The 18,032-nt window shown below is 65.5% G+C and carries 22 protein-coding genes; 3 read left to right on the top strand and 19 right to left on the bottom strand.

All coding sequences use genetic code 11. The annotated features are described in order from the left end of the window. Window positions 1-10 precede the first annotated feature (10 nt). The 3 genes from ACSFCA_RS11770 (at window position 11) to ACSFCA_RS11760 (ending at window position 2,003) form a co-directional block, all read left to right on the top strand. Window positions 11-232 carry a hypothetical protein gene (locus ACSFCA_RS11770; RefSeq protein ID WP_258349782.1) on the top strand — a complete coding sequence of 74 codons (222 nt, stop codon included), beginning with the start codon at window positions 11-13 and terminating at the stop codon, window positions 230-232. A gap of 249 nt (window positions 233-481) precedes the next feature. Beyond that, window positions 482-1,054 carry a tetratricopeptide repeat protein gene (locus ACSFCA_RS11765; RefSeq protein WP_435459624.1) on the top strand — a complete coding sequence of 191 codons (573 nt, stop codon included), beginning with the start codon at window positions 482-484 and terminating at the stop codon, window positions 1,052-1,054. A gap of 607 nt (window positions 1,055-1,661) precedes the next feature. Continuing rightward, window positions 1,662-2,003 carry an RcnB family protein gene (locus ACSFCA_RS11760; protein WP_258349784.1) on the top strand — a complete coding sequence of 114 codons (342 nt, stop codon included), beginning with the start codon at window positions 1,662-1,664 and terminating at the stop codon, window positions 2,001-2,003. Window positions 2,004-2,122: 119 nt separating this feature from the next. Here ACSFCA_RS11760 and ACSFCA_RS11755 read toward each other — a convergent pair whose 3' ends face one another. The 19 genes from ACSFCA_RS11755 to ACSFCA_RS11665 all read right to left on the bottom strand — a co-directional run bounded on the left by ACSFCA_RS11755 (window position 2,123) and on the right by ACSFCA_RS11665 (window position 18,032). Then, window positions 2,123-2,734 carry an alkylhydroperoxidase domain protein gene (locus ACSFCA_RS11755; protein ID WP_093052006.1) on the bottom strand — a complete coding sequence of 204 codons (612 nt, stop codon included), beginning with the start codon at window positions 2,732-2,734 and terminating at the stop codon, window positions 2,123-2,125. Window positions 2,735-2,747: 13 nt separating this feature from the next. After that, entirely contained in the window at window positions 2,748-3,392 is a 645-nt protein-coding gene (locus ACSFCA_RS11750; RefSeq protein ID WP_435459623.1) for a CMD domain protein, read from the bottom strand. 10 nt (window positions 3,393-3,402) lie between these two features. Further along, window positions 3,403-4,479 carry a putative FMN-dependent luciferase-like monooxygenase gene (locus tag ACSFCA_RS11745; RefSeq protein ID WP_435459622.1) on the bottom strand — a complete coding sequence of 359 codons (1,077 nt, stop codon included), beginning with the start codon at window positions 4,477-4,479 and terminating at the stop codon, window positions 3,403-3,405. 136 nt (window positions 4,480-4,615) lie between these two features. Then, the gene (locus tag ACSFCA_RS11740) at window positions 4,616-6,154 is read right to left on the bottom strand and encodes a GGDEF domain-containing protein (RefSeq protein WP_435459621.1); all 1,539 of its coding nucleotides are present in this window, start codon (window positions 6,152-6,154) and stop codon (window positions 4,616-4,618) included. Between the two features lie 106 nt (window positions 6,155-6,260). Beyond that, the gene (locus ACSFCA_RS11735) at window positions 6,261-6,689 is read right to left on the bottom strand and encodes a hypothetical protein (protein WP_435459620.1); all 429 of its coding nucleotides are present in this window, start codon (window positions 6,687-6,689) and stop codon (window positions 6,261-6,263) included. Window positions 6,690-6,853: 164 nt separating this feature from the next. Continuing rightward, the gene (locus tag ACSFCA_RS11730; RefSeq protein ID WP_435459619.1) at window positions 6,854-7,138 is read right to left on the bottom strand and encodes a hypothetical protein; all 285 of its coding nucleotides are present in this window, start codon (window positions 7,136-7,138) and stop codon (window positions 6,854-6,856) included. Window positions 7,139-7,182: 44 nt separating this feature from the next. Beyond that, complete coding sequence (locus tag ACSFCA_RS11725; RefSeq protein ID WP_435459618.1) at window positions 7,183-7,452, bottom strand: hypothetical protein; 270 nt, start codon at window positions 7,450-7,452, stop codon at window positions 7,183-7,185. 221 nt (window positions 7,453-7,673) lie between these two features. After that, window positions 7,674-7,943 carry a hypothetical protein gene (locus ACSFCA_RS11720; protein ID WP_258349791.1) on the bottom strand — a complete coding sequence of 90 codons (270 nt, stop codon included), beginning with the start codon at window positions 7,941-7,943 and terminating at the stop codon, window positions 7,674-7,676. 94 nt (window positions 7,944-8,037) lie between these two features. Then, complete coding sequence (locus tag ACSFCA_RS11715; protein WP_435459617.1) at window positions 8,038-8,985, bottom strand: cupin domain-containing protein; 948 nt, start codon at window positions 8,983-8,985, stop codon at window positions 8,038-8,040. Window positions 8,986-8,987: 2 nt separating this feature from the next. Next, window positions 8,988-10,262, bottom strand: a complete 1,275-nt coding sequence (locus tag ACSFCA_RS11710; protein WP_435459616.1) for a hydantoinase/carbamoylase family amidase — start codon at window positions 10,260-10,262, stop codon at window positions 8,988-8,990. Further along, the gene (locus ACSFCA_RS11705) at window positions 10,262-11,143 is read right to left on the bottom strand and encodes an alpha/beta fold hydrolase (protein WP_435459615.1); all 882 of its coding nucleotides are present in this window, start codon (window positions 11,141-11,143) and stop codon (window positions 10,262-10,264) included. The genes ACSFCA_RS11710 and ACSFCA_RS11705 overlap by 1 nt, the downstream gene beginning before the upstream one ends. A 13-nt stretch (window positions 11,144-11,156) precedes the next feature. After that, entirely contained in the window at window positions 11,157-12,332 is a 1,176-nt protein-coding gene (locus ACSFCA_RS11700; protein ID WP_435459614.1) for a pyridoxal phosphate-dependent aminotransferase, read from the bottom strand. Beyond that, complete coding sequence (locus tag ACSFCA_RS11695) at window positions 12,329-13,162, bottom strand: SDR family oxidoreductase (RefSeq protein WP_093176710.1); 834 nt, start codon at window positions 13,160-13,162, stop codon at window positions 12,329-12,331. Before ACSFCA_RS11695 ends, ACSFCA_RS11700 begins: the two co-directional genes overlap by 4 nt. Window positions 13,163-13,223: 61 nt before the next feature. Beyond that, the gene (locus tag ACSFCA_RS11690) at window positions 13,224-13,961 is read right to left on the bottom strand and encodes a GntR family transcriptional regulator (protein ID WP_258349797.1); all 738 of its coding nucleotides are present in this window, start codon (window positions 13,959-13,961) and stop codon (window positions 13,224-13,226) included. Window positions 13,962-14,035: 74 nt separating this feature from the next. Then, on the bottom strand, window positions 14,036-14,875 hold the full coding sequence (locus ACSFCA_RS11685) for a TauD/TfdA dioxygenase family protein (protein ID WP_435459613.1): 840 nt from the start codon (window positions 14,873-14,875) through the stop codon (window positions 14,036-14,038). Between the two features lie 43 nt (window positions 14,876-14,918). After that, window positions 14,919-15,689, bottom strand: a complete 771-nt coding sequence (locus tag ACSFCA_RS11680; RefSeq protein WP_093176833.1) for a class II aldolase/adducin family protein — start codon at window positions 15,687-15,689, stop codon at window positions 14,919-14,921. After that, complete coding sequence (locus ACSFCA_RS11675; RefSeq protein ID WP_435459612.1) at window positions 15,689-16,447, bottom strand: ABC transporter permease; 759 nt, start codon at window positions 16,445-16,447, stop codon at window positions 15,689-15,691. The genes ACSFCA_RS11680 and ACSFCA_RS11675 overlap by 1 nt, the downstream gene beginning before the upstream one ends. Beyond that, entirely contained in the window at window positions 16,426-17,184 is a 759-nt protein-coding gene (locus ACSFCA_RS11670) for an ABC transporter permease (RefSeq protein ID WP_093052050.1), read from the bottom strand. Before ACSFCA_RS11670 ends, ACSFCA_RS11675 begins: the two co-directional genes overlap by 22 nt. Next, entirely contained in the window at window positions 17,181-18,032 is an 852-nt protein-coding gene (locus ACSFCA_RS11665) for an ABC transporter ATP-binding protein (RefSeq protein ID WP_435459611.1), read from the bottom strand. The genes ACSFCA_RS11670 and ACSFCA_RS11665 overlap by 4 nt, the downstream gene beginning before the upstream one ends.

Below are 18,032 nucleotides of genomic sequence, written 5' to 3'. Positions count from 1 at the left end.
GGAGTGAGTGTTGAAGGTCGAACTCGGAATCGGTGTTGCCGGGGTCCTCATCGGTTTGGCGCTGATGGCGACAGGGCAACGCATGTGCCGCACGACCTGCTGGGTCGACAACGTATTCAAGATGCTCCTGCCGACCTCGTATGAATCCTGGGCAGGTGGACTGCCGGTGCTTCTGATCGGAGTGGGCATCATCGGACACGCGATCTACAGACGATTCAGGAGACCCAATTAGGCACGCCGAGATGCGACTGAAGCGCTCGATCACATTTGTCTCTGCAGCTCTTGCCCTGCTATCTCTGGCGGCAGGATGGTATAGCTGGGAGCGAGGCCAGCAGCCGCGGCAAGCCGCGCAAGAGACTGCCAGCACTGGTGACGGGCACAAATTCATCAAGGTGGTAGTCGACAAGAATGTCGAGTCGTGGACGGTAGTGGAGTTGCAGTAAAGACCCCACCACGCGGCATCTTTCCCAAACCCCAACGCATGCATGCAGACCGCGAAGAAAAACTGGTCGCCGCCCGCAAGGCATACACGGACGGCCTGCTTTATCTGGCCTTTGATCTCTATCAAGTGCAGGCAGACGAAGGGCATGTCGAAAGCCAGGTGTTTGTCGCCTGGATGTTGTCTCAGGGGGTTGGCTGCGAGAAAGACGAGAGCCAAGCTGCTGCCTACTACGAGCGAGCAGCAGTTCACGGGCATCCGCTGGGCTGCTTCTACTTCGCCCGTTGGTTGACGCAAGCTGGCGAACATGCGAAGGCCCATCGCTTCTATGCGATGGGCGCAGAAAAGCGACATCTGCCCTCGATGTTTCGTGTCGGCTATTCGTTGGCTCATGGCAAAGGCGTTTCACGCGATCTTCAGCGGTCCTATGAAGTCCTGAAAGAGGCTGCGATGCATGGTCATGCCTTCGCGCTGCGAGAACTGGGTCTTCAAGATCTGCGCGGCAGACGAGGTCTTGTTTGGCAGCCTGTCGGGCTCGTGGAAATTCTTGCCGCAGTGTGCTGGGGCTTCATGGTCTTCATGGCCAATGACGATTCGGATCTTTTGATCTCCTAGACCTTGCTCTGCCGCACAACAATGCTCGCGCAATCATGATTCGCAACGGAAGCTTCAGGTGAAAATTTCCAGATCCGTGGTCAGGTTGTGGGCGCCCTTTGCCTGTGCCTCCCTGCTCACGTTCGTGGCATACAAGACTCTTTGGGCCACTCAGTGGTATTGGGTTTTCCTGTCCCTGCTCGGACTCCTGAGCTGCGGTCTTTCCGCCTTGGTTCTCCGGAAAAGCGGCTTGAAGTACCGGCCAATTTTGGGAGTGGCCGTTGGCCTTCTGCTTGGTCAATGGTGGCTGGTACAGATGCTGATCCTGGATCTTTTTTTCGCGTCGGTGGGTTTGCTCCATAGTCCGTCCTGAACTGCTCTGCGCCTGTTCCCGGAGCTTGGTAGCCCTTTAGCAATCAACACTCTCGTAGCGTCCGCTGCCGTCCCTGAAAACGGAAACCGACAGATGGCGGGCAATCATCAAGAACAACAACATTACTTCTGACTAGATACGGCCCCCGCTTCGGCCTTGAGTACTGGTCAACCGGCGCCTCTCATCCCATCTCCAAATTTCGGCCCAAGTGGTGGCATAGGCTGAGCCTCCGTTGTTCAAAGGAGCTCAACCAACATGCGATACATCACCCGAAAACTCACCGCAGCCTCCATGGCCGCCATCGTTGCCGCATCCACTCTCAGCGGCTGCGTAGTCGCGCCGACGCCCGTTGCCACCAATGTGATCCTGGCGCCAGGCGCACCACTGCCGCCCGGGTATCAAGGCGAGGTGTATGTCGTGAGCGACTGGCAGTCCAGAGGTCTCTATGCGCCTCCACAGGGCTATGCCTGGCGCTATGTCGACGGGCAGTATGTTCTCGTGGCCGTAGCCACCGGAATCATCGCTGCGACTTTCCTGGCTGCATTTTTTGGGCACGGCGGCCATGGCGGGCCCGGGCCAGGTTTTGGTCCTCGCTGAAACAGCACATCTGTTGAATTGCAGGACGGTGAACTTGCTGGACGCACTCCGGGCTTTATGGGCGGCAATGGTCGCCATCGGTCAATTCTTCAACTGGCTCCTGAGCCTTTTGGCGTGACTCAATCTCCTCCACGCTCCTGCGGCTCGCCCAGCGACAGCATCAGCCGGTTGGCCCAGTTGAAGAACGCCGCGCCGTGGATGACGTCGGCAATCGCAAGGTCATCCAGGCCTTGCGCACGCAGCTGCTCGATGTGCTCCGCGCCAAACGCAGATGGCGTAGCCGACAGCGCAACCGAGGCCGCCACGATCGCATTCCAGCGTTCGCCCAGGTCGGCCTTCACGCCCTCGTCCAGCAGGCGCTGCACATCGTCCGTGCGCTGCGAGAAATGCGAGGCGAAGCGCGCATGCACCGAGGCGCAGTAGATGCAGCCGTTGTAGCGCGAGGCTGCGGCGGCTGAGAGTTCGCGCTCGGCGCGCGGCAGGCCGGCTTCGGGGTTGTAGAAGATGTCCTTGTCGGTGCGCGTGCGTGCGCCCAATATGTCCGGGTCGCGCGCCAGCAGACGGAAGTACGGCGACTTGGCACGCGATGCGTCCACCAGCCCGGCGAAATGCCGCTCGGTCAGTTCGGCCTCCGGCAGCGGTTCGAGCCAGGGCAACCATTCGAGCTGTGCCTGCGTGAAGGCATTCGGGTGCGTGTTGTGGGGATGGCTCAGGGCCGATTCGGCAGTCATGGTGTTCCTCGGGTCAGTTGACAAGGGTGACGGGACGTTGCGCCAGCGCCCTGAGGCCGGTGACGACACGGATCTGGAATGCGAGGAAGGCCACGAGCTGCGACAGAGTCACGATCTCGGTGCTCGACCACCCCGCATCGAGCAGCGACTGCAGCGCGGCCGGGCTCGCATCGCGCGGGTGAAAGACGAGCAGATGCGCATGCGCGAGGCCGGCCGAAAGCCGCTCACCAAGCGCCGGACGCTGCACAGTGCCCACCGTGTAAGAAGGACCGGCCACGTCCTCTGCACTGAGGGGGCCTGCGGGATAGCGGCCATAGGGCCCTTGCGCAGCGCCCTGCTTCGTTTCGATGGCAATGGCCTCCGCCAACCCGGCGCGAGCGCCCTGCCCCGCCAGCGCATCGGCATAGAAGCGCGCCACGTCGAGCTGCCCGTGCAATCCGGCGACGAAGGTAGCAACGGCAAACCGGTCCGCGATCTCGAAATTTCCGAACACAGGCGGCGTCGGCGCGAACAGCGAGAGATAACTCTGCTGCGCATGGGTCCGTGCCTGCTCGCGCTGTGCGCGGATGTGGTCGAGGTGGCTGCCCGGCTCGATGCCGACGAGCCGGTCGATAACGTCGGGCACAGCGGACACAGAAGAAGAAACGGTGGCGTTCATGAAATCCAGCCTAGAGAAGTGCAAGGGATTGAAGGTCCGACACGCTCGCACCGCGCGCCCAGCCCAGGGCCGGCGCAACCACGGTGGCGGTCAGTTCGATGGAGCGCAGGATCGCCTCGTGCGGCGGATCGACCGAATGCACCTGGCAGACCAGGTCGGTCACGCGTGCGAGCGTTCTGTCGGCGCGCAGCGAGGCGATCACGTCGTCGGGCGATCCAACGTGAACGTCGTACGCGGCGATCAATTGTTCGAGCGATGCATCAGGGCCGACGCGGTCCGCGAGGCCGACCTGTCCCGAAGCGGCAAAGCGGGCCGCCGAACGGCGCAGACCGATGTCGGCCAGACGAAGCGCTTCCTTGCGCGTCTCCGCGACAAAGACGCTGCGCGAGCCCACGATGCGCGGCGTGCTGCCGGGCGGCAATGCAGCCAGGTAGGCGTCGACGATCGGGTTCTGGATGTCGGCAAGCGACGCGTCGGGCGCGTGCTCGGGACGCGGCTGCGTGCGCGAGAGCATCAGGCCGTCGCCGGCCTCCCCCGCGCGCGTGCCACCGCTCACCGAGAACGTGGCCTGCCAGATGCGGTCCAGTAGCGGCGAGCCCGCGGGGTACAGCGTGTCGCCGCCCTGCAGCGGCTTGCCGGCCCACGCTGCGCGCACCGCGGCAAGCTGTCTCGCGAAGATGGCCGAACGGTCATTGCCATCCAATCCGAAGGCGGCGAAAGATTCAGGCGTGCCACCCGTTCCCACGCCCACTTCGAGCCGGCCGTGCGAGAGCAGATCCAGCACGACCGCATCCTCCGCAACGCGCACGGCGTTTTCCAGCGGCAGCGTGACGATGCCCGTGCCCAGGCGAATGCGCTTCGTGCGCGAGGCCACATAGGCCAGGAAGACGAACGGCGACGGCAGTCCGCCCTCGTGCTCGTGAAAGTGATGCTGCGCCACCCAGGCCGAATCGAAGCCGAAGGCCTCGGCATGGGCGATCTGCGCGGCGGCGAGGCGATAGCGCTCGGCGGCTGTCGCGTCGTCGAGCAGGCGGCTGAAGAAGCCGAGGCGAAGCTGGCGCGGAGTATGGGAAGTAATACCGGGCATCCGGAGAAGGCTGGGTTGTCGAAAGCCTTCGAGTCTTGCCCGTGATGCGGTTCGCAGGGAAATCCGGATTTCGCGCTTGTTTATGCGGTTTGCATGTATCGCCGCCAGCCTTCGCAGCGGGAGCGCGGAAAGCCGTTCACGCCGTCGTCGGGCGTATCTCCGCTGTGCAAACGCGATTCCGGCCTCCCATCTTGGCCGCGTACAGGGCCTTGTCGGCCGACTGAATCAGCTCCTTCGGCGGTCCGTGGGTGACCGAGGGGCTGAGCGCATCCACGCCAGCGCTCAGCGTCACGAAGCCGTCGGGAGCACCGGCGTGCACGATTGCCAGGTCGCGCACCGCGCTGCGAATTCTTTCCGCCAGCACGGCCGCGCCAGCCACATCGGTATTCGGCAGCAGCACGGCCAGTTCTTCCCCGCCGTAGCGGGCAGCGAGGTCTCCCGGGCGGCGGGATGCGAGGCCTGCGATGGTGCGGCCGATCGTCTGCAGGCACTCGTCCCCGGCCGTATGGCCGTAGATGTCGTTGAACTGCTTGAAGCAATCGACATCGATCAGGATGAGCGCCAGGGTGCTCGCGTCTCGCATGGCCCGGCTGAATTCGTTGTCGAGCGTCACGTCGAACTGCCGGCGATTCGCCAGCCCCGTAAGGCCGTCCTCCATCGCAAGGGTGTTCAGGGTCTTGTTGAGCGTCTCCAGCGCGTCGCGTGCGCGCCGCAGTTCGGCCTCGGTCTTGCTGCGCAGCTCCATCTGCTTCACCAGCCGCCATCCCACGAAACCGACGATCGACGCCAGGAGAATGACGCCCCCCGTATGCCAAAGCGTTTCCCGCCACCAGGCGGCCAGGATCTCATCCTTGGAAAGGGCCGCTGCAACGAACAGCGGGTAGTTGGTGAGGCGCCGGAAGCTGTTCAGCCGCGTGATGCCGTCCTGCGCCGACAGGATTTCGGCCGTCCCGACCGGGCCCTGGGCCACGTATGCACGAAAGAGACCGGTATCCAGCATGCTTCTGCCGACCATGTCGGTGCTGTACGGCCGGCGAGTCATCATCGTCCCGTTCTCGAGGATCAGTGCAACGGCGCCTGCCTGGCCTATGTCGAGGCTGTCGTAGAACTTCGTGAAGAAGTCGACCCTGATCGTTGCAAGCGCCACCCCGGCGAAGCTGCCGTCCGCATGATTGATGCGTCGGGAGACGGGTACGAGCAGTCTGCCGGTGGTCCGACTCCTCACCGGCACACCGACGTGCGGTCCGCGCTCCTCGTGCTCGCGGTGAAAAAGAAAGTACTCGCGGTCCGCGTTGTTCAGGTTTTGCGGCGGCGGTGCTTGCCGGGAGTTTGCGACCCAGTTTCCATCCTTGTCGTAGATGTGAAGCCCATCGAGTTGCGGGAGTTCGGCCACCCGCATCGCGAACACCTTGCGAAGCCGTTCGATGGCCTCCGGCCCCGTGCCGTCGTGTTCGATGCGCTCGACCATGCCGACCAATGCGGTGTCAGCCTGCTTGATCGTGTCGTCCGCCTGCTGCGCCATTGCGCGAGCGAGATTCGACGTAGCAACGCTCATCTGCTGAAGCTGGACCGTTCGCGAATGCCAGCTGTTCAAGCCGTCGAGCGCCACGAGGGCGAGGCAAACCACGGCCACGAAGGCCGTCGTTCGGAAGGTGATGGATGGTCGACGAAACACGATGTGCCTTCGAAGCAGTGATGTCTGAAGCCTTGCCCGACTTTGACACAGCTGCGGCCGAATCGTCACCTTCCGCGCAACCTGCAGGCGCAGCCGTCAGCGCGGCTCAGACCGGCCGCACGTCGAAGAACGCCTCGTCGGTGTCTCCCAGGTCGCGAAAGCCCGCGGTGCGCGCCGCGTCGTAGGCCTTGGCCCAGCGCTTGGCTATCGCGATCTCCGCCTTCGACAGATCGCTTTCGCTCGATTCGCTCGCGTTCTGGAATGCGCGCAACGCCTCGACCACATCGACGCCCAGTTGCCGGTCGATCTCGCGCCGGAAGCGCTGCTCGGCGACCTTCACGGCATCGGCTGCCGGGTGCGGGTAGTCGGCTAGCCGCACGGCATACGTGACACGCGCCTCGATCTCGACGTCTTCGAACTGGAACGGCTCCTCGCGGTCTTCTTGCAGCAATGGCGGCGGTGGCGCTTGCTGCGACAGTGCGATGGGCAATGCCGTTGCTGCGACCCGCGGGAAGAAAAGCTCAAACTGGTTCATGGTTCATCGCCCCCAGCGCGTACCACGCTGATCAAGGCTTGCGGCCAAAGACTGGATAAATATACAGTGTTTTGCTATTGTTAACCAGCCTGCGGCTGGTTGGGCAGTCGATTCAGCAACCGTCGTGTATTCGGTTGCACCGCCGCGGCGACCAAATGGGGCGATCAGTCGGACTTCTTTGAAGGCAAGTCGCCCTCACGCAGCTTGCGGCCCACCCACATCATTCCCGTCGCGTAGTCGGCAGCGCCGACCTGGATGCCGCCCACAGTTCGCAGCGCGCCGGTGCCGTCGTCGGTGGCTGGCCCTTCGCCGGTGTATTCGCCGGGCACCAGCACCCGTCCGTCCTTCAGGAAATCGGCGATGCGCAGTTCGCGCATGGCGCGGCCCCAGTGCCATTGCTTCTTGATGTCGTAGCTGCTGGTCTTCTTCGGTGGGTTGGTTTTCTTCATTTCATTCGGCTGCATCAAACACTGCCGCCGAGCATAGCCGCGCCCTACTCGGCGCAAGGCCTGGCCGCGCCCCCCGGCACCGACGGCTGAAGCTTCACCGGCTCTGTTGCTTCCCCTGCCTCCACATAGTTGAGGTCAACAGGGTGAACAATTGCTGCGGCGAACTCGCCGTCGAACTTGACCAGGACGTGTTCCCCGCTGGCGCCGGTGATGACACCGAATTTGCCGTTGAGCTCGACACGGCTTCCGCGTCGCGCGGGCACTTTGAAACGCACACGGATATAGGGCAGTCCTACCCGGAAATACTCGACCATTTGATTCCCCGACTTTCTTGTGGCTCGCATCAGCGGCTGTCTTGACAGGACACACCCACCGGCCGCGACACCTGCGACATGCAGTAATGCACTGTCTCTGCATGGCCACGGGGATACGTGTCGGTCAGAGCCTACGCTTGCTGACAGCCATTGGACATCCGCCAATTGGCTAACACCACCCATGTTTGTGGGTTCCGCCAATCGGTGTAGATGCGAAGCCGCTAGTCGAGCTCGCCGACAGCGTCGTCTTCTTCAGCGAACGCCGATTCGTCGACCTCTTCGCGCGGGCCGACGTTCAGGTCTTCCGACAGGCCGCGCAGCACGGTGTAGCCCGCCTGCAACGCCTCGGCGTAGGTATGAAAGCCCTTGGCCGCCTCCATCAGCGGTTCGAACTCCATCGAGTTGTCGAAGGATTCCAGCAGTACCCAGAAATAGTCGCCCTCGTCGTGTTGATCCACTGTCAGGGCGATGGAGATAAGTTGACCAGCCATTCGCGCATGGTGGCGCGCCCAAATGACAATCCGAAGAAGCAGGTGTGAACGTTCGGCTTCTACGTTGCCTTCTCCGCCAGCCACCACTCACCGGTCAGCCGGCAGCCTCCAGAAACTCGAAGCCCATCGTCCGCGCGTGGTAGTGCAGCCCGCCGTCCTGCACGATGAGAAAGAGCGCGCCGCGCGCGCCTGCGTTGTGGTGCGAATGCGGCGCACCCGGCGGCGTGACCAGCGTGGACCACGGCGCCCACGGGCACGCCGCACCGCCCACCATCGAATGGCAACCTTCGCCCTGCACCACCAGCGTGATGGCGGCGGAATTGTGGCGGTGCGTGCGCTGGTGGGTGTTCGGCTCGAGCGTGTTGAAGCTCAATGTCAGCGTGGGCGTGAGGTTGCGTGCGGCGGCCTGCCGGTCGGACGAGAAGATCAGCGCGCGGCCCGAGGTCTCGTCGCTCGTGCCGCTCGAGAAAATCAGCGCGAACTGGCGCTCTATCTCCGCGGCCGGATAGTGCACGGCGTCGATGGTTGCCTTGGCCACGGGCGCCGGCTGCGCGCGCTCAAAAGCCAGCTGCGGCTCGTTGCCGACGGTCCACAGCAGCACACCCTCGGCGCCCGCCTCGATCCGGTAGCCCGGCGCGCCGGGCAGCAGGAACACGTCGCCCGTGCCAAAGGTCAACCTGTCGACCGCACCCGTCAGGCTGCCGCTGCCGGAAATCACGTACCAGACCGAACCGGTGGCGCACACGTCCAGCGGCAGCAGCGCATCGCGGGCGGCAATGCGAACGTAGCGCGCAAGCATCAGCGGCGTGGTGGCCGGGAAGCCACAGCCCAGCGCCCGCGACTGGTCGCAATCGAACATGCCATAGCGTCCTTCCGGCGGTGGCGCGAAGAGCCGCGCGGGCACCTCGGGCAGCTTCACGTTGAAGGCGTTGCCGGAATTGAAGAAGCGCGCCCTGGCCTGCGCAACGCTGGCCGGCGCGCGCGGATGCTGCATCGGCAGATCGGCCATGTCGACGATGGCGGCGATGTCAGCGGCAGTCATGCTCAGGTCCTCACATAGGGCAACAGCACGCGCAGCAGCACGTTCGCACCGGCTGCCACATGCGCGGGCTCCGCCCACTCATGTTCCGCATGGCTCACGCCGTCGCGGCAGGGAATGAAGATCATCGCGCTCGGGCACAGCGGTGCCATGTGGCGCGCGTCGTGGCCGGCAGCCGAAAGAATCGGCATGTGCGGCTGTCCGATGCGCTCGGCGGCTTGCGCGATCGCCTGCTGCAAGGCGGGATCGAAGCCGTTGGACGGCGCATCGACCAAGGGGGTCACGCTCGCCTGGCACGGCGCGGCAAGCGAGTCGCACAGCGCGGCCAATCGCTGTCCCAGATGTTCGAGCACCGCGTTGTCGGGATGCCGCAGGTCGATGCGCAGCGTCACCCGCTCGGGCACCACCGAGGGCGCGTTCGGCTCCACCTGCAGCCGGCCGATGGTGAATTTCACCGCGTCGTCGTGGCCACCGATCTCGGCATAGAGCGCCGTTGCGATGCGCGTGAAGGCTGCGAGCGCATCGCGCCGCTCGACCATCGCGAGCGTGCCGGCGTGACCACGCTCACCCTCGATCACGACATCGAATGTCTTCTTGCCCTGGATGCCGGTGACGACACCGATCACGCACTCCTGCGCTTCCAGTATCGGCCCCTGCTCGATGTGCGCCTCTACATAAGCCGCCACCGGAAAGCCCAGCGACCGCCGCCGCAGCGACGGGAACGCAGCGTGCAAGGCATCGAGCGCATCGGCGACAGAGATGCCGCTGGCATCGCGCACCGCACGCACGGCCTCGAGGCTGCGCACGCCGGCAAAGGCCTCCGAGCCCATCATGCCGGGCGCGAAGCGCGAGCCCTCTTCGTTCATCCACGCCACGCAGACGACGTCCACCGGCGGATGCACGCCACGCGCGGCCAGCGTGGTCAGCACTTCCAGCGCGGCCACCACGCCGTACACACCGTCGAAGCGCCCGCCACCGGGCTGGCTGTCGAGATGGCTGCCTGCGAGCACTGGTAGCGCGTCGCGGTCGATACCCGGCAGCGCGATGAAGAGATTGCCGGCCGCATCGGTTGAAGGCTCCAGCCCCGCCGACAAGGCCCAGTCGATCATCGTGCGCCACGACGCGATCTCTTCCGCGCTCAGCGCCTGCCGGTCTACACCGCCGCCCGGCGTGGCGCCGATGCAGGCGAGCGTCATGAGCCGGTTCCACAGACGGTCGGCATCGATGCGCCAGATGCCTTGCTCTCCGGCGACTTCTTCGGTGGCGGTTTCGGCGGTCATCAGTCGGTCTTCATGATCTGGCTGGGCAGCGCACGCGGATCGCGCGGCTTCCACTGGCCGGCCTCGACCTGGGCGAAGAACTCGGCCAGCAAGGCGTTGAACGCAGCGGGCTCTTCCAGGTTGAGCGTGTGGCCGGTCTTGGGCATCACGGCGAGGCCGCAGGCCGGCACGGTCTTCTTCAGGAAGATGCCGGGCTGCAGGCAATGGTCGTCCTCATCGCCGACCACCACGAGCGAGGGCACGTTCATCACGCGCAGATCGCTCTCCAGGTCGTAGATCGACGGGCGCCGCGCCTGCACGCCGCGCATGGTGTTGGCCGCGCCCACTGCATCGTGCTCGCCGAGCCAGGTCGCAAACTCCTGCCAGCCGCGCGGGTCCTTGTTCTGGAACTGCACGCGGCTCGCGCCCAGCGAATAGGTGCGGGCGAATTTCTCGGAGCCCTGCGCTTCGAACTGTTTGGCCACTTCGAGCGAGACGCCGCGGAAATATTCCTCGTGCTCTTTCTCCGCGCCGTAGCCCGCGCCGGCAATCACCAGCGACGACGCCCGCTTCGCATGACGCAGGCCGAAGTGCAGCGTCGCAAAGCCCCCCATCGACAGGCCCACGATGTGCGCGCGCTCCAGCTCCAGCGCGTCCATCACCGCGGCGATGTCGTCGGCTGCGGTGGCTTGCGAATAGCGCTCCATGTCGGCCGGCACGTCCGACGGCGGATAGCCGCGTGCGCCGAAGGTCACGCACTGGTGGCGCCGCGCGAAGTAGCGCATCTGCGGCTCCCAGCTGCGGTGGTCGCCGCCGAACTCGTGCACGAACACGATCGGCGTGCCGCTGCCGGCGGTCTCGTAGTAGAGGCGAACGCCGTCGAGGGTGGTGGCGAAACTCATGGCCGGGCCCTCCTCAGAAAAGCGCCGCCGTGGCCGGCAGGCTGCGCGCGCGCTCGACCGCCTGCGGCAGCACGTCGCACAGCGCCTGCGCCCACGCTTTCGGCACGGTGGTGGAGATCTTCACGAAGCGATGTCCGAAGCGCGGCGTGTGATACGTGCCCTGCCGCACCATGATGTCGTGCTCGCCCAGCGCGGTGACCAGCGCCTCGGGCGTCACACCCGCCTTGCTGCACTCGACCACGATGAAGTTGGCCTGCGACGGGAACACCGGTACCTCGAAGCCCGGCAGCTTGGCGAAGGCGTCGACGATCATTTGCTGGTTCTCGCGCTGCTGCGCGATCACTTCGGCCATCCATTCGTCCTTCACGCTCAGGCCCGCGATGGCCGCGCGCTGCGCCAGCACGCTTGCGCCCAAGGGCGCCTGCGAATGCGGCAGGATGCGCGCGAGCAGTTCGGGCGAGGCCACGAGCGCGCCGAGACGCAGGCCCGCGAGGCCGAGCCACTTCGAAAAGCTCACGATGGTCACCGTGCCTTCCGGGTAGAAGCGCGAAGCCAGCGTGTGGCTGTCGGCAAAGTCGCGGTAGGTGCAGTCGTGAATGAGGATGGCGCCGATCTCGCGCGCGCGGTCCGCGAAGGCGCGGATCTCGTCTTCGGTGTAGGTGGTGCCCAGCGGGTTGTTCGGGTCCACGAGATAGATGACGGCAGTGTTCCCGTCGGTCGACGCGGCCAGCGCCTCGGCCGACAGCTTGAAACCATATTCCTGCCCGTAGATCGGAATCTCGGTGATCACCGAGCCGGCCTTGGCGGCAAACTGCAGCGGCCACTTCCAGCCCGGGTCGGTGGTCACAAAGCCCTTGCCCGCCACGCAGAACGCACGGCAGGCCAGCGCCAGCGCGGACACCGCGCCATCGGTCACCACGGCCGACTGGTCCGGCACGCCCAGGTCGGCCACGATGGCCGAGCGCAGCGCTTCCATGCCGAGCGGTGGCGCATAGGCGTGAAAGCTCTCGTCGTCGATGGCGTCGTGCAGCGCCTTTCGCACGGCCGGGTGCAGGGGAAAGTGGTTGGTGTTCTGGCCCAGCCACATCAGGTCGGGGTTGGTGAACAGGCGGTCGAAATACTGGTTGCGGGTTTCGGCGTCGCTCGTCACGGCCGGCACTGCAGCGGCGGGGTTCAGCGCTGCGTTCATGCCGCGAGCCTCCGGGCCTGTTCGGCCTCGACCACCTTCTTGCTGGTCTTGATGATCGAGCCACGCGCCGCGATGCCGCCGTCGATGGTCACCACCGTGCCGGTGATGTAGCCCGCGCGCGGCGAGGCCAGGAACACCATCAGCTCGGCCACCTCTTCCGGCGTGGCCGGGCGGCCGCCGGGGTAATTGTCGAACAGCTCTTCCCAGCGGCCTTCGTCGCCATGGGTGTCGAAGGCGCGGCGCTTCATGAGCTTGACCATGCGGTCGGTCGCCACGGGGCCGGGGTTCACGCCCACCACGCGGATTCCGTCGTCCAGGCTCACGCCGCCCAGGGCACGCGTGAACGCCATCACCGCCGCATTGCCGGTGGAGCCGGCGATGTAGTTGGCGTCCCAGTTCTCGCCGGAGTTGCCGATGTCGTTCACGATCACGCCGCCGCCCGCGGCCTTCATGCGCGCGTAGTAGATCTGGCTGAGCTCCATGTAGCCCAGCACCTTGAGCTGGAAGCCCCGGCGCACCACGGCGAAGTCGAGCGATTCGATGGGGCCGGCAGGAATGTCGCCCGCATTGTTCACAAGGATGTCGACGTGCCCCACTGCTTCGGCCAGCTGCGCCATCGCGCCGGGTGCGGCCAGGTCCATCGGGTGGATGCGCACGTTGATCGGGTAGATCTTCTCGATCTCTTCCTTGGCGGCCGCCAGTGCGGCACCGTCGCGCGCGGCCAGTTGCAGGTGGCAGCCTTCGGCCGCGAACGAATGGGCGGCCGCAAGGCCGATGCCCTTGGAGGCGCCGGTGATGAGGACGGTCTTGCCTTCGAGTTCGAGTTTCATGGAGTGATGTCCTGGGATGCGATCGAAAAAGGGTGGCGTTGAGTGCGTTGAAAGAAGGGGCTCAGGCAGCCCCGTTGTCCTGCTCGGACAGCGCGGCGATCAGGTCGACGATGTCGTCCTCGAGCAGGCTCACGTGGTCGATGGCGGCGTTGAACGCGGCGCCCGGGTCGTTGCGCCGGATGGCGTCGAGGATGGCGCCGTGCTCGCCGATGGTGGCGGTCATGCGACCGGGCTGGAAGGTCACGTAGCGGCGGTACACGCGCACGCGCTTGCGCAACGCGCGCGTCTGCTCGGCGAGGTAGTGCGTGTTGGAGGCCTCGTAGAGCGCGTCGTGAAAGTCCTGGTTCACGTCGTAGAAGCGCGAGTGGTCGCCCGAGGCGAGGATGCTCGTCAGCTCGTCGTGCAACTGGCTCATGCGCTGCTTCTGCACTTCTGTGGCGCGGCGCGCGGCGAACTTGGCGCACAGGCCTTCCATCACCGCCATCATCTGGAACATCTCGATGAGCATGGGCAGCGAGATGCGCGCCACGCACACGCCCCCCTGGCGGCTGCGCAGGTCGACGAGGCCTGTGGCCGCCAGCGCCTTCAGCGCCTCGCGCACCGGTGTGCGCGACACCTTGAAGCGTTCGGCCAGCTCGGCCTCGTCGAGCCGCGCGCCAGGCTTCATGACGCCGCTGACGATCAGGTCTTCGAGCGTGTCCTTCAGCTCGTCGGACAGCGTGGCGCCCTTGCCGCGCTGGCGCTCGCGTCCGCGCAGCGCCGGAGGTTCTGCTGCCATCTCGGGTTCGTTCGGTTCCATGTTCTTGCCTTCCTTGTTGTGCTTGTCTTTGTCGGTTTTCTTCAAACGTGGGGCCTGCTCATCGGGTCGGAATTTCAGAACGGGCGGTCACCGGCCACGGTGGTGCGATGCATCACGCGGCGGTACACGTTGTCGTCGTACGGCGTGGCGCGGTGCATGGTGCAGCGGTTGTCCCACACCAGCAGGTCACCGGCGAGCCACTTGTGGCGATAGCTGAACTCCGGCGAGATGGCGTGCGCGTTCAGCTCGGCCAGCAGCGCGGTGCTCTCGTCGGCGGGCAGGCCATCGATGTGCTTGACCACGTCTTCGCCCACGTAGAGCGAGAGGCGGCCGGTTTCGGGGTGCGTGCGCACCAGCGGATGCACCACGTCGGGCGTGGCCGCCAGTTGCTCGGGCGTGAGCGGGTTGCGGTCGGCAAAAGCCTTGCCGTAGTAGTTGGCGTAGCTGTGCGTGGCCGTCATGTGGCGGATGCGCGCCTTCATGTCGTCGTCCAGCGCTTCGTAGGCGGCGTGCATCGAGGCGAAGAAGGTGTCGCCTTCCACCGGCGGCACTTCGAGCGCGTAGAGCAGCGCGCCCATCGAGGGCTCGGCCTTGTACGAGAGGTCGGAGTGCCAGTTCCAGCCCTCCTTGTGGTTGCCGATGGGCTTGCCGTTTTCCGACACGTTCGACAGCACGTAGACCTCGGGGTGCTCCTTCTTCAGGAACTGCGTGAGCACGTGGCCCAGCAACGTGCCGAAGCGGCGCGAGAAGGCCACGTGCTGCGATTCGTTGATGCTTTGGCCGCGAAACAGCAGCACCGAGCGCTGGTTGAGCGTGTCGCGCAGCACCGCGAAGTCGGCGTCGCTCACGGACTCGCGCAGGTCGATGCCTTTGACTTCGGTGCCGATGAAGGAGGTGAGGTTCTCGAGTTGCATGGTCGAAATGTGTCTCTGGGAATGAAGAGGAAAGTGCCGGCGTTCAGAGCCGGTAGTCGGGCTGGGTGCGCTCCAGCATGCGCAAGAACGCAGGCCATTCGCGCGTGCCGGGCGGCAGGATGTCGCCGGCGAATTCGGTGAACTGGCGCGCGGCCAGATCGCTCACTTCGGGCTGCGGGTACACCAGCGATTCGCCGGGCGCCACACCGCCCTGCGCGAGCAGTTGCACCTTGGCCGCCTTCTCGAAGTAGTACATGAGGATGAAGGCCTCAGGGATGGTGCGGCCCACCGTCAGGATGCCGTGGTTGCGCAGCACCAGCGTGTGGTGCGGGCCCAGGTCGCGCACCAGCCGCTCGCGCTCGCCGGTTTCCAGCGCCACGCCTTCGTAGTCGTGGAAGGCGGTGTGGCCCTGGTAGCGCATCGCGAATTGGCTCAGCGGCGTCAGGCCGTTGGGCATGGCGGCAATGGCGGTGCCGGCCTCGGAGTGGGTGTGCAGCACGCACAGCGCATCGGGCCGACCCGCATGGATCGCGCTGTGGATCACGAAGCCGGCCTGATTGACCTCGGCGTCCGTGTCGTCCACCTTGTTGCCGTCCAGATCGATCTTCACCAGCGACGAAGCCGTCACTTCAGAGAACAGCAGCCCGTACGGGTTGATGAGGAAGTGATGCTCCGGCCCCGGCACGCGTGCCGAGATGTGGTTGTAGATCAGGTCGTCCATGCCGAAGTGCGCCACCAGCCGGTAGCAGGCGGCGAGCTGCACGCGCAGCTCGGCTTCGGTGTCGGGGTATGCCGCGGGATTCGTCTTTGCCATCAGCGCCACCACACCAGTTTCTGGTCGATCCACACCAGCAGGCCGTAGAAGACCATGCTCGCAATCGATGCAACAAGCACCGCCGACCACACGCTCAGCAAGTCGACCTGCTGGGTCGATTCATAGATCATTCGCCCGAGCCCTGCATAGGCGCCCAGCATCTCGCCGACGATCGCGACGATCATGCTGCGCGGCACGCCGATGCGCAGCGCGGTGACCACCGAAGGCATCGCCACCGGCAGGCGCAGGCGCCACACGATCTTCAGCTGCCCTGCCCCGAAGCTGCGCATCAGGTTCACGGCCGCAATGTCGGCCTGCTTCAGGCCGTGCAGCGCGTTCACCAGCATGGTGAAGCCGACAGCCAGCGCCACCAGCGCGATCTTCGAAGCGGCACCGAGGCCGAACCAGATCAGGAACAGCGGCGCATAGGCCACGGTCGGCACGGCATTCACCGCAACCGCCAGCGGCATCACGATGCGCTCCAGCGGCGGCGCCAGCAGCAGCACCACGGCCAGCAGCAGCCCGAGCACGCTGCCCAATGCATAGCCACCGAGCGCCTCGCCCAAAGTGGCCAGCAGCGCGGCCATCAGGCGCCCGGTGTCGGTGAACGCATGCTGCACGATCGTGCCCAGGCTGGGCAGCACGAACGGCGGAATATTGAAGAGCCATATCGCGCCCTCCCACACCGCAAGCAGCACGACGATGCCCAGCACCACCGGCACGACGGGCGATTCCATCAGCTTTCGCTGCGCCACCATACGAGCCTCCTTTCCACGAAGGTGAGCAGCCCGTAGAGCAGCGCACCCATCAGCCCGCAGGCAAACATCACCACCCACAGGCGCACCACGAGGTCGGCGTTCATCGCCTCCATGAGCATCACGCCCAGGCCCACGGTTTCGCCGAACCATTCGCCCACCACCGAGCCGATCAGGCTGAGGCCAATGGCCACGCGCAGCCCGACCATGATCTGCGGCAGCGCCGAAGGCACGGCCAGCTTGAAGAACATCACCAGGCGGTTGGCGCCGAAGCTCTTCATCAGCGCGATGCGCTGCGGGTCGCACGACTTCAGGCCACGCAGCGTGTTCACCGTGACGGGGAAGAAGGTCAGGAAGAACGCCGTCATCACCTTGGCCAGCAGCGAGTTGCCGAACCAGATGACGATGAGCGCGCCGAAGGCCACCACCGGCACCGTCTGCGACACCACGAACAGCGGGAACACCGAGCGCTCCATCCAGCGCGAATAGGTGAACACCGTGCCGCAGGCGCAGCCGAACACCGCGCCCATTGCGAAGCCGAGCACGGTTTCGAGCAGCGTGCGGCCGAAGCCGCGCATGAGCTGCGGCCACACCGACCACGCGTCCTGCGCGATGGCGCTCAGCGCCGGCAGGTAACGCGGCGACGGCGCGAAAGCGTGCACGCAGATCTCCCACACCAGCGCCAAGCCCACGAAGGCCAGCGCGGGCGAGCGCACTGCGCGCTGCAAGAGGGCGTTCACGAGGCGGTGCCCTCCTGCGCGAAGGTCTTCTGGCTTTCTTCCTCGATCTCGGCCAGCAGGCGCTGCTTGATGCGAATGAACTCAGGCGACAACACCACCGACGGGTCGCGCGGGCGCGGCAGGTCGATCACGGTCTCGCTCTTCACCGTGCCGGGGCGCGCCGTCATCACCAGCACCTTGTCGCCGAGCAGGATCGCCTCGTCGATGTCGTGCGTAATGAAGAGCACCGTGCGGCGGTGCCTGGCCCAGAGCTCCAGCAGCCAGTGCTGCATGCGAGTGCGCGTGAGCGCGTCGAGCGCGCCGAAGGGCTCGTCGAGCAGCATCAGGTCGCGCTCGAACAAGAAGGTGCGCATCAGCGCCACGCGCTGGCGCATGCCGCCCGAGAGCTGGTGCGGATAGTGGTTGGCGAAACCCGCCAGGCCGAACTCGGGCAGCATGGCGCGGGCCCGTTCGCGCGCTTCCTTGCGCGGCACGCCTTCCACCTCGAGCGCGAGGATGGCGTTGTCGAGCACGGTGCGCCACGGAAACAGCAAGTCGCGCTGCGGCATGAACGACACCTTGCCGAGCAGTTGGCCGTCGCGCTGCGGTGCGCCACCGAACAGCAGCGAGCCGTCGTCGTCGGGCGGCAGCAGGCCCGCGATCATGTTGAAGAGGGTCGACTTGCCGCAACCCGAGGGGCCCACGAGCGTGACGAATTCGCTCTTCGCGATCCGCAGGTTGACGCCCGACACCGCGACGGTCTGTGCCTGCGCTTCGCCGAAGCGCTTCCACACGTTGACCAGTTCGAGCATGGGCGGCGCCGTGTCGCTCACGGCGGGCGGCATCACTTCGTGAGGCATGAATTTCAT

Origin of the sequence: Variovorax multivorans (assembly GCF_051216835.1) — a bacterium.
Taxonomy (GTDB): domain Bacteria; phylum Pseudomonadota; class Gammaproteobacteria; order Burkholderiales; family Burkholderiaceae_C; genus Variovorax.
The sequence above is the reverse complement of the archived record's forward strand: the minus strand, read 5'-3'. Positions and strand labels throughout refer to the sequence as shown.

Coding starts and splice junctions, on each gene's coding strand:
- ACSFCA_RS11690 (WP_258349797.1), bottom strand. CDS start 13,961: ATGGAACCGAACGAACCCGAGATGGCAGCAGAACCTCCGGCGCTGCGC.
- ACSFCA_RS11735 (WP_435459620.1), bottom strand. CDS start 6,689: ATGAACCAGTTTGAGCTTTTCTTCCCGCGGGTCGCAGCAACGGCATTG.
- ACSFCA_RS11755 (WP_093052006.1), bottom strand. CDS start 2,734: ATGACTGCCGAATCGGCCCTGAGCCATCCCCACAACACGCACCCGAAT.
- ACSFCA_RS11745 (WP_435459622.1), bottom strand. CDS start 4,479: ATGCCCGGTATTACTTCCCATACTCCGCGCCAGCTTCGCCTCGGCTTC.
- ACSFCA_RS11665 (WP_435459611.1), bottom strand. CDS start 18,032: ATGAAATTCATGCCTCACGAAGTGATGCCGCCCGCCGTGAGCGACACG.
- ACSFCA_RS11765 (WP_435459624.1), top strand. CDS start 482: ATGCATGCAGACCGCGAAGAAAAACTGGTCGCCGCCCGCAAGGCATAC.
- ACSFCA_RS11705 (WP_435459615.1), bottom strand. CDS start 11,143: ATGAGTTTCGCCACCACCCTCGACGGCGTTCGCCTCTACTACGAGACC.
- ACSFCA_RS11710 (WP_435459616.1), bottom strand. CDS start 10,262: ATGACCGCCGAAACCGCCACCGAAGAAGTCGCCGGAGAGCAAGGCATC.
- ACSFCA_RS11680 (WP_093176833.1), bottom strand. CDS start 15,689: ATGGCAAAGACGAATCCCGCGGCATACCCCGACACCGAAGCCGAGCTG.
- ACSFCA_RS11725 (WP_435459618.1), bottom strand. CDS start 7,452: ATGGTCGAGTATTTCCGGGTAGGACTGCCCTATATCCGTGTGCGTTTC.
- ACSFCA_RS11675 (WP_435459612.1), bottom strand. CDS start 16,447: ATGGTGGCGCAGCGAAAGCTGATGGAATCGCCCGTCGTGCCGGTGGTG.
- ACSFCA_RS11730 (WP_435459619.1), bottom strand. CDS start 7,138: ATGAAGAAAACCAACCCACCGAAGAAGACCAGCAGCTACGACATCAAG.
- ACSFCA_RS11760 (WP_258349784.1), top strand. CDS start 1,662: ATGCGATACATCACCCGAAAACTCACCGCAGCCTCCATGGCCGCCATC.
- ACSFCA_RS11695 (WP_093176710.1), bottom strand. CDS start 13,162: ATGAAACTCGAACTCGAAGGCAAGACCGTCCTCATCACCGGCGCCTCC.
- ACSFCA_RS11715 (WP_435459617.1), bottom strand. CDS start 8,985: ATGACTGCCGCTGACATCGCCGCCATCGTCGACATGGCCGATCTGCCG.
- ACSFCA_RS11720 (WP_258349791.1), bottom strand. CDS start 7,943: ATGGCTGGTCAACTTATCTCCATCGCCCTGACAGTGGATCAACACGAC.
- ACSFCA_RS11685 (WP_435459613.1), bottom strand. CDS start 14,875: ATGCAACTCGAGAACCTCACCTCCTTCATCGGCACCGAAGTCAAAGGC.
- ACSFCA_RS11750 (WP_435459623.1), bottom strand. CDS start 3,392: ATGAACGCCACCGTTTCTTCTTCTGTGTCCGCTGTGCCCGACGTTATC.
- ACSFCA_RS11700 (WP_435459614.1), bottom strand. CDS start 12,332: ATGAACGCAGCGCTGAACCCCGCCGCTGCAGTGCCGGCCGTGACGAGC.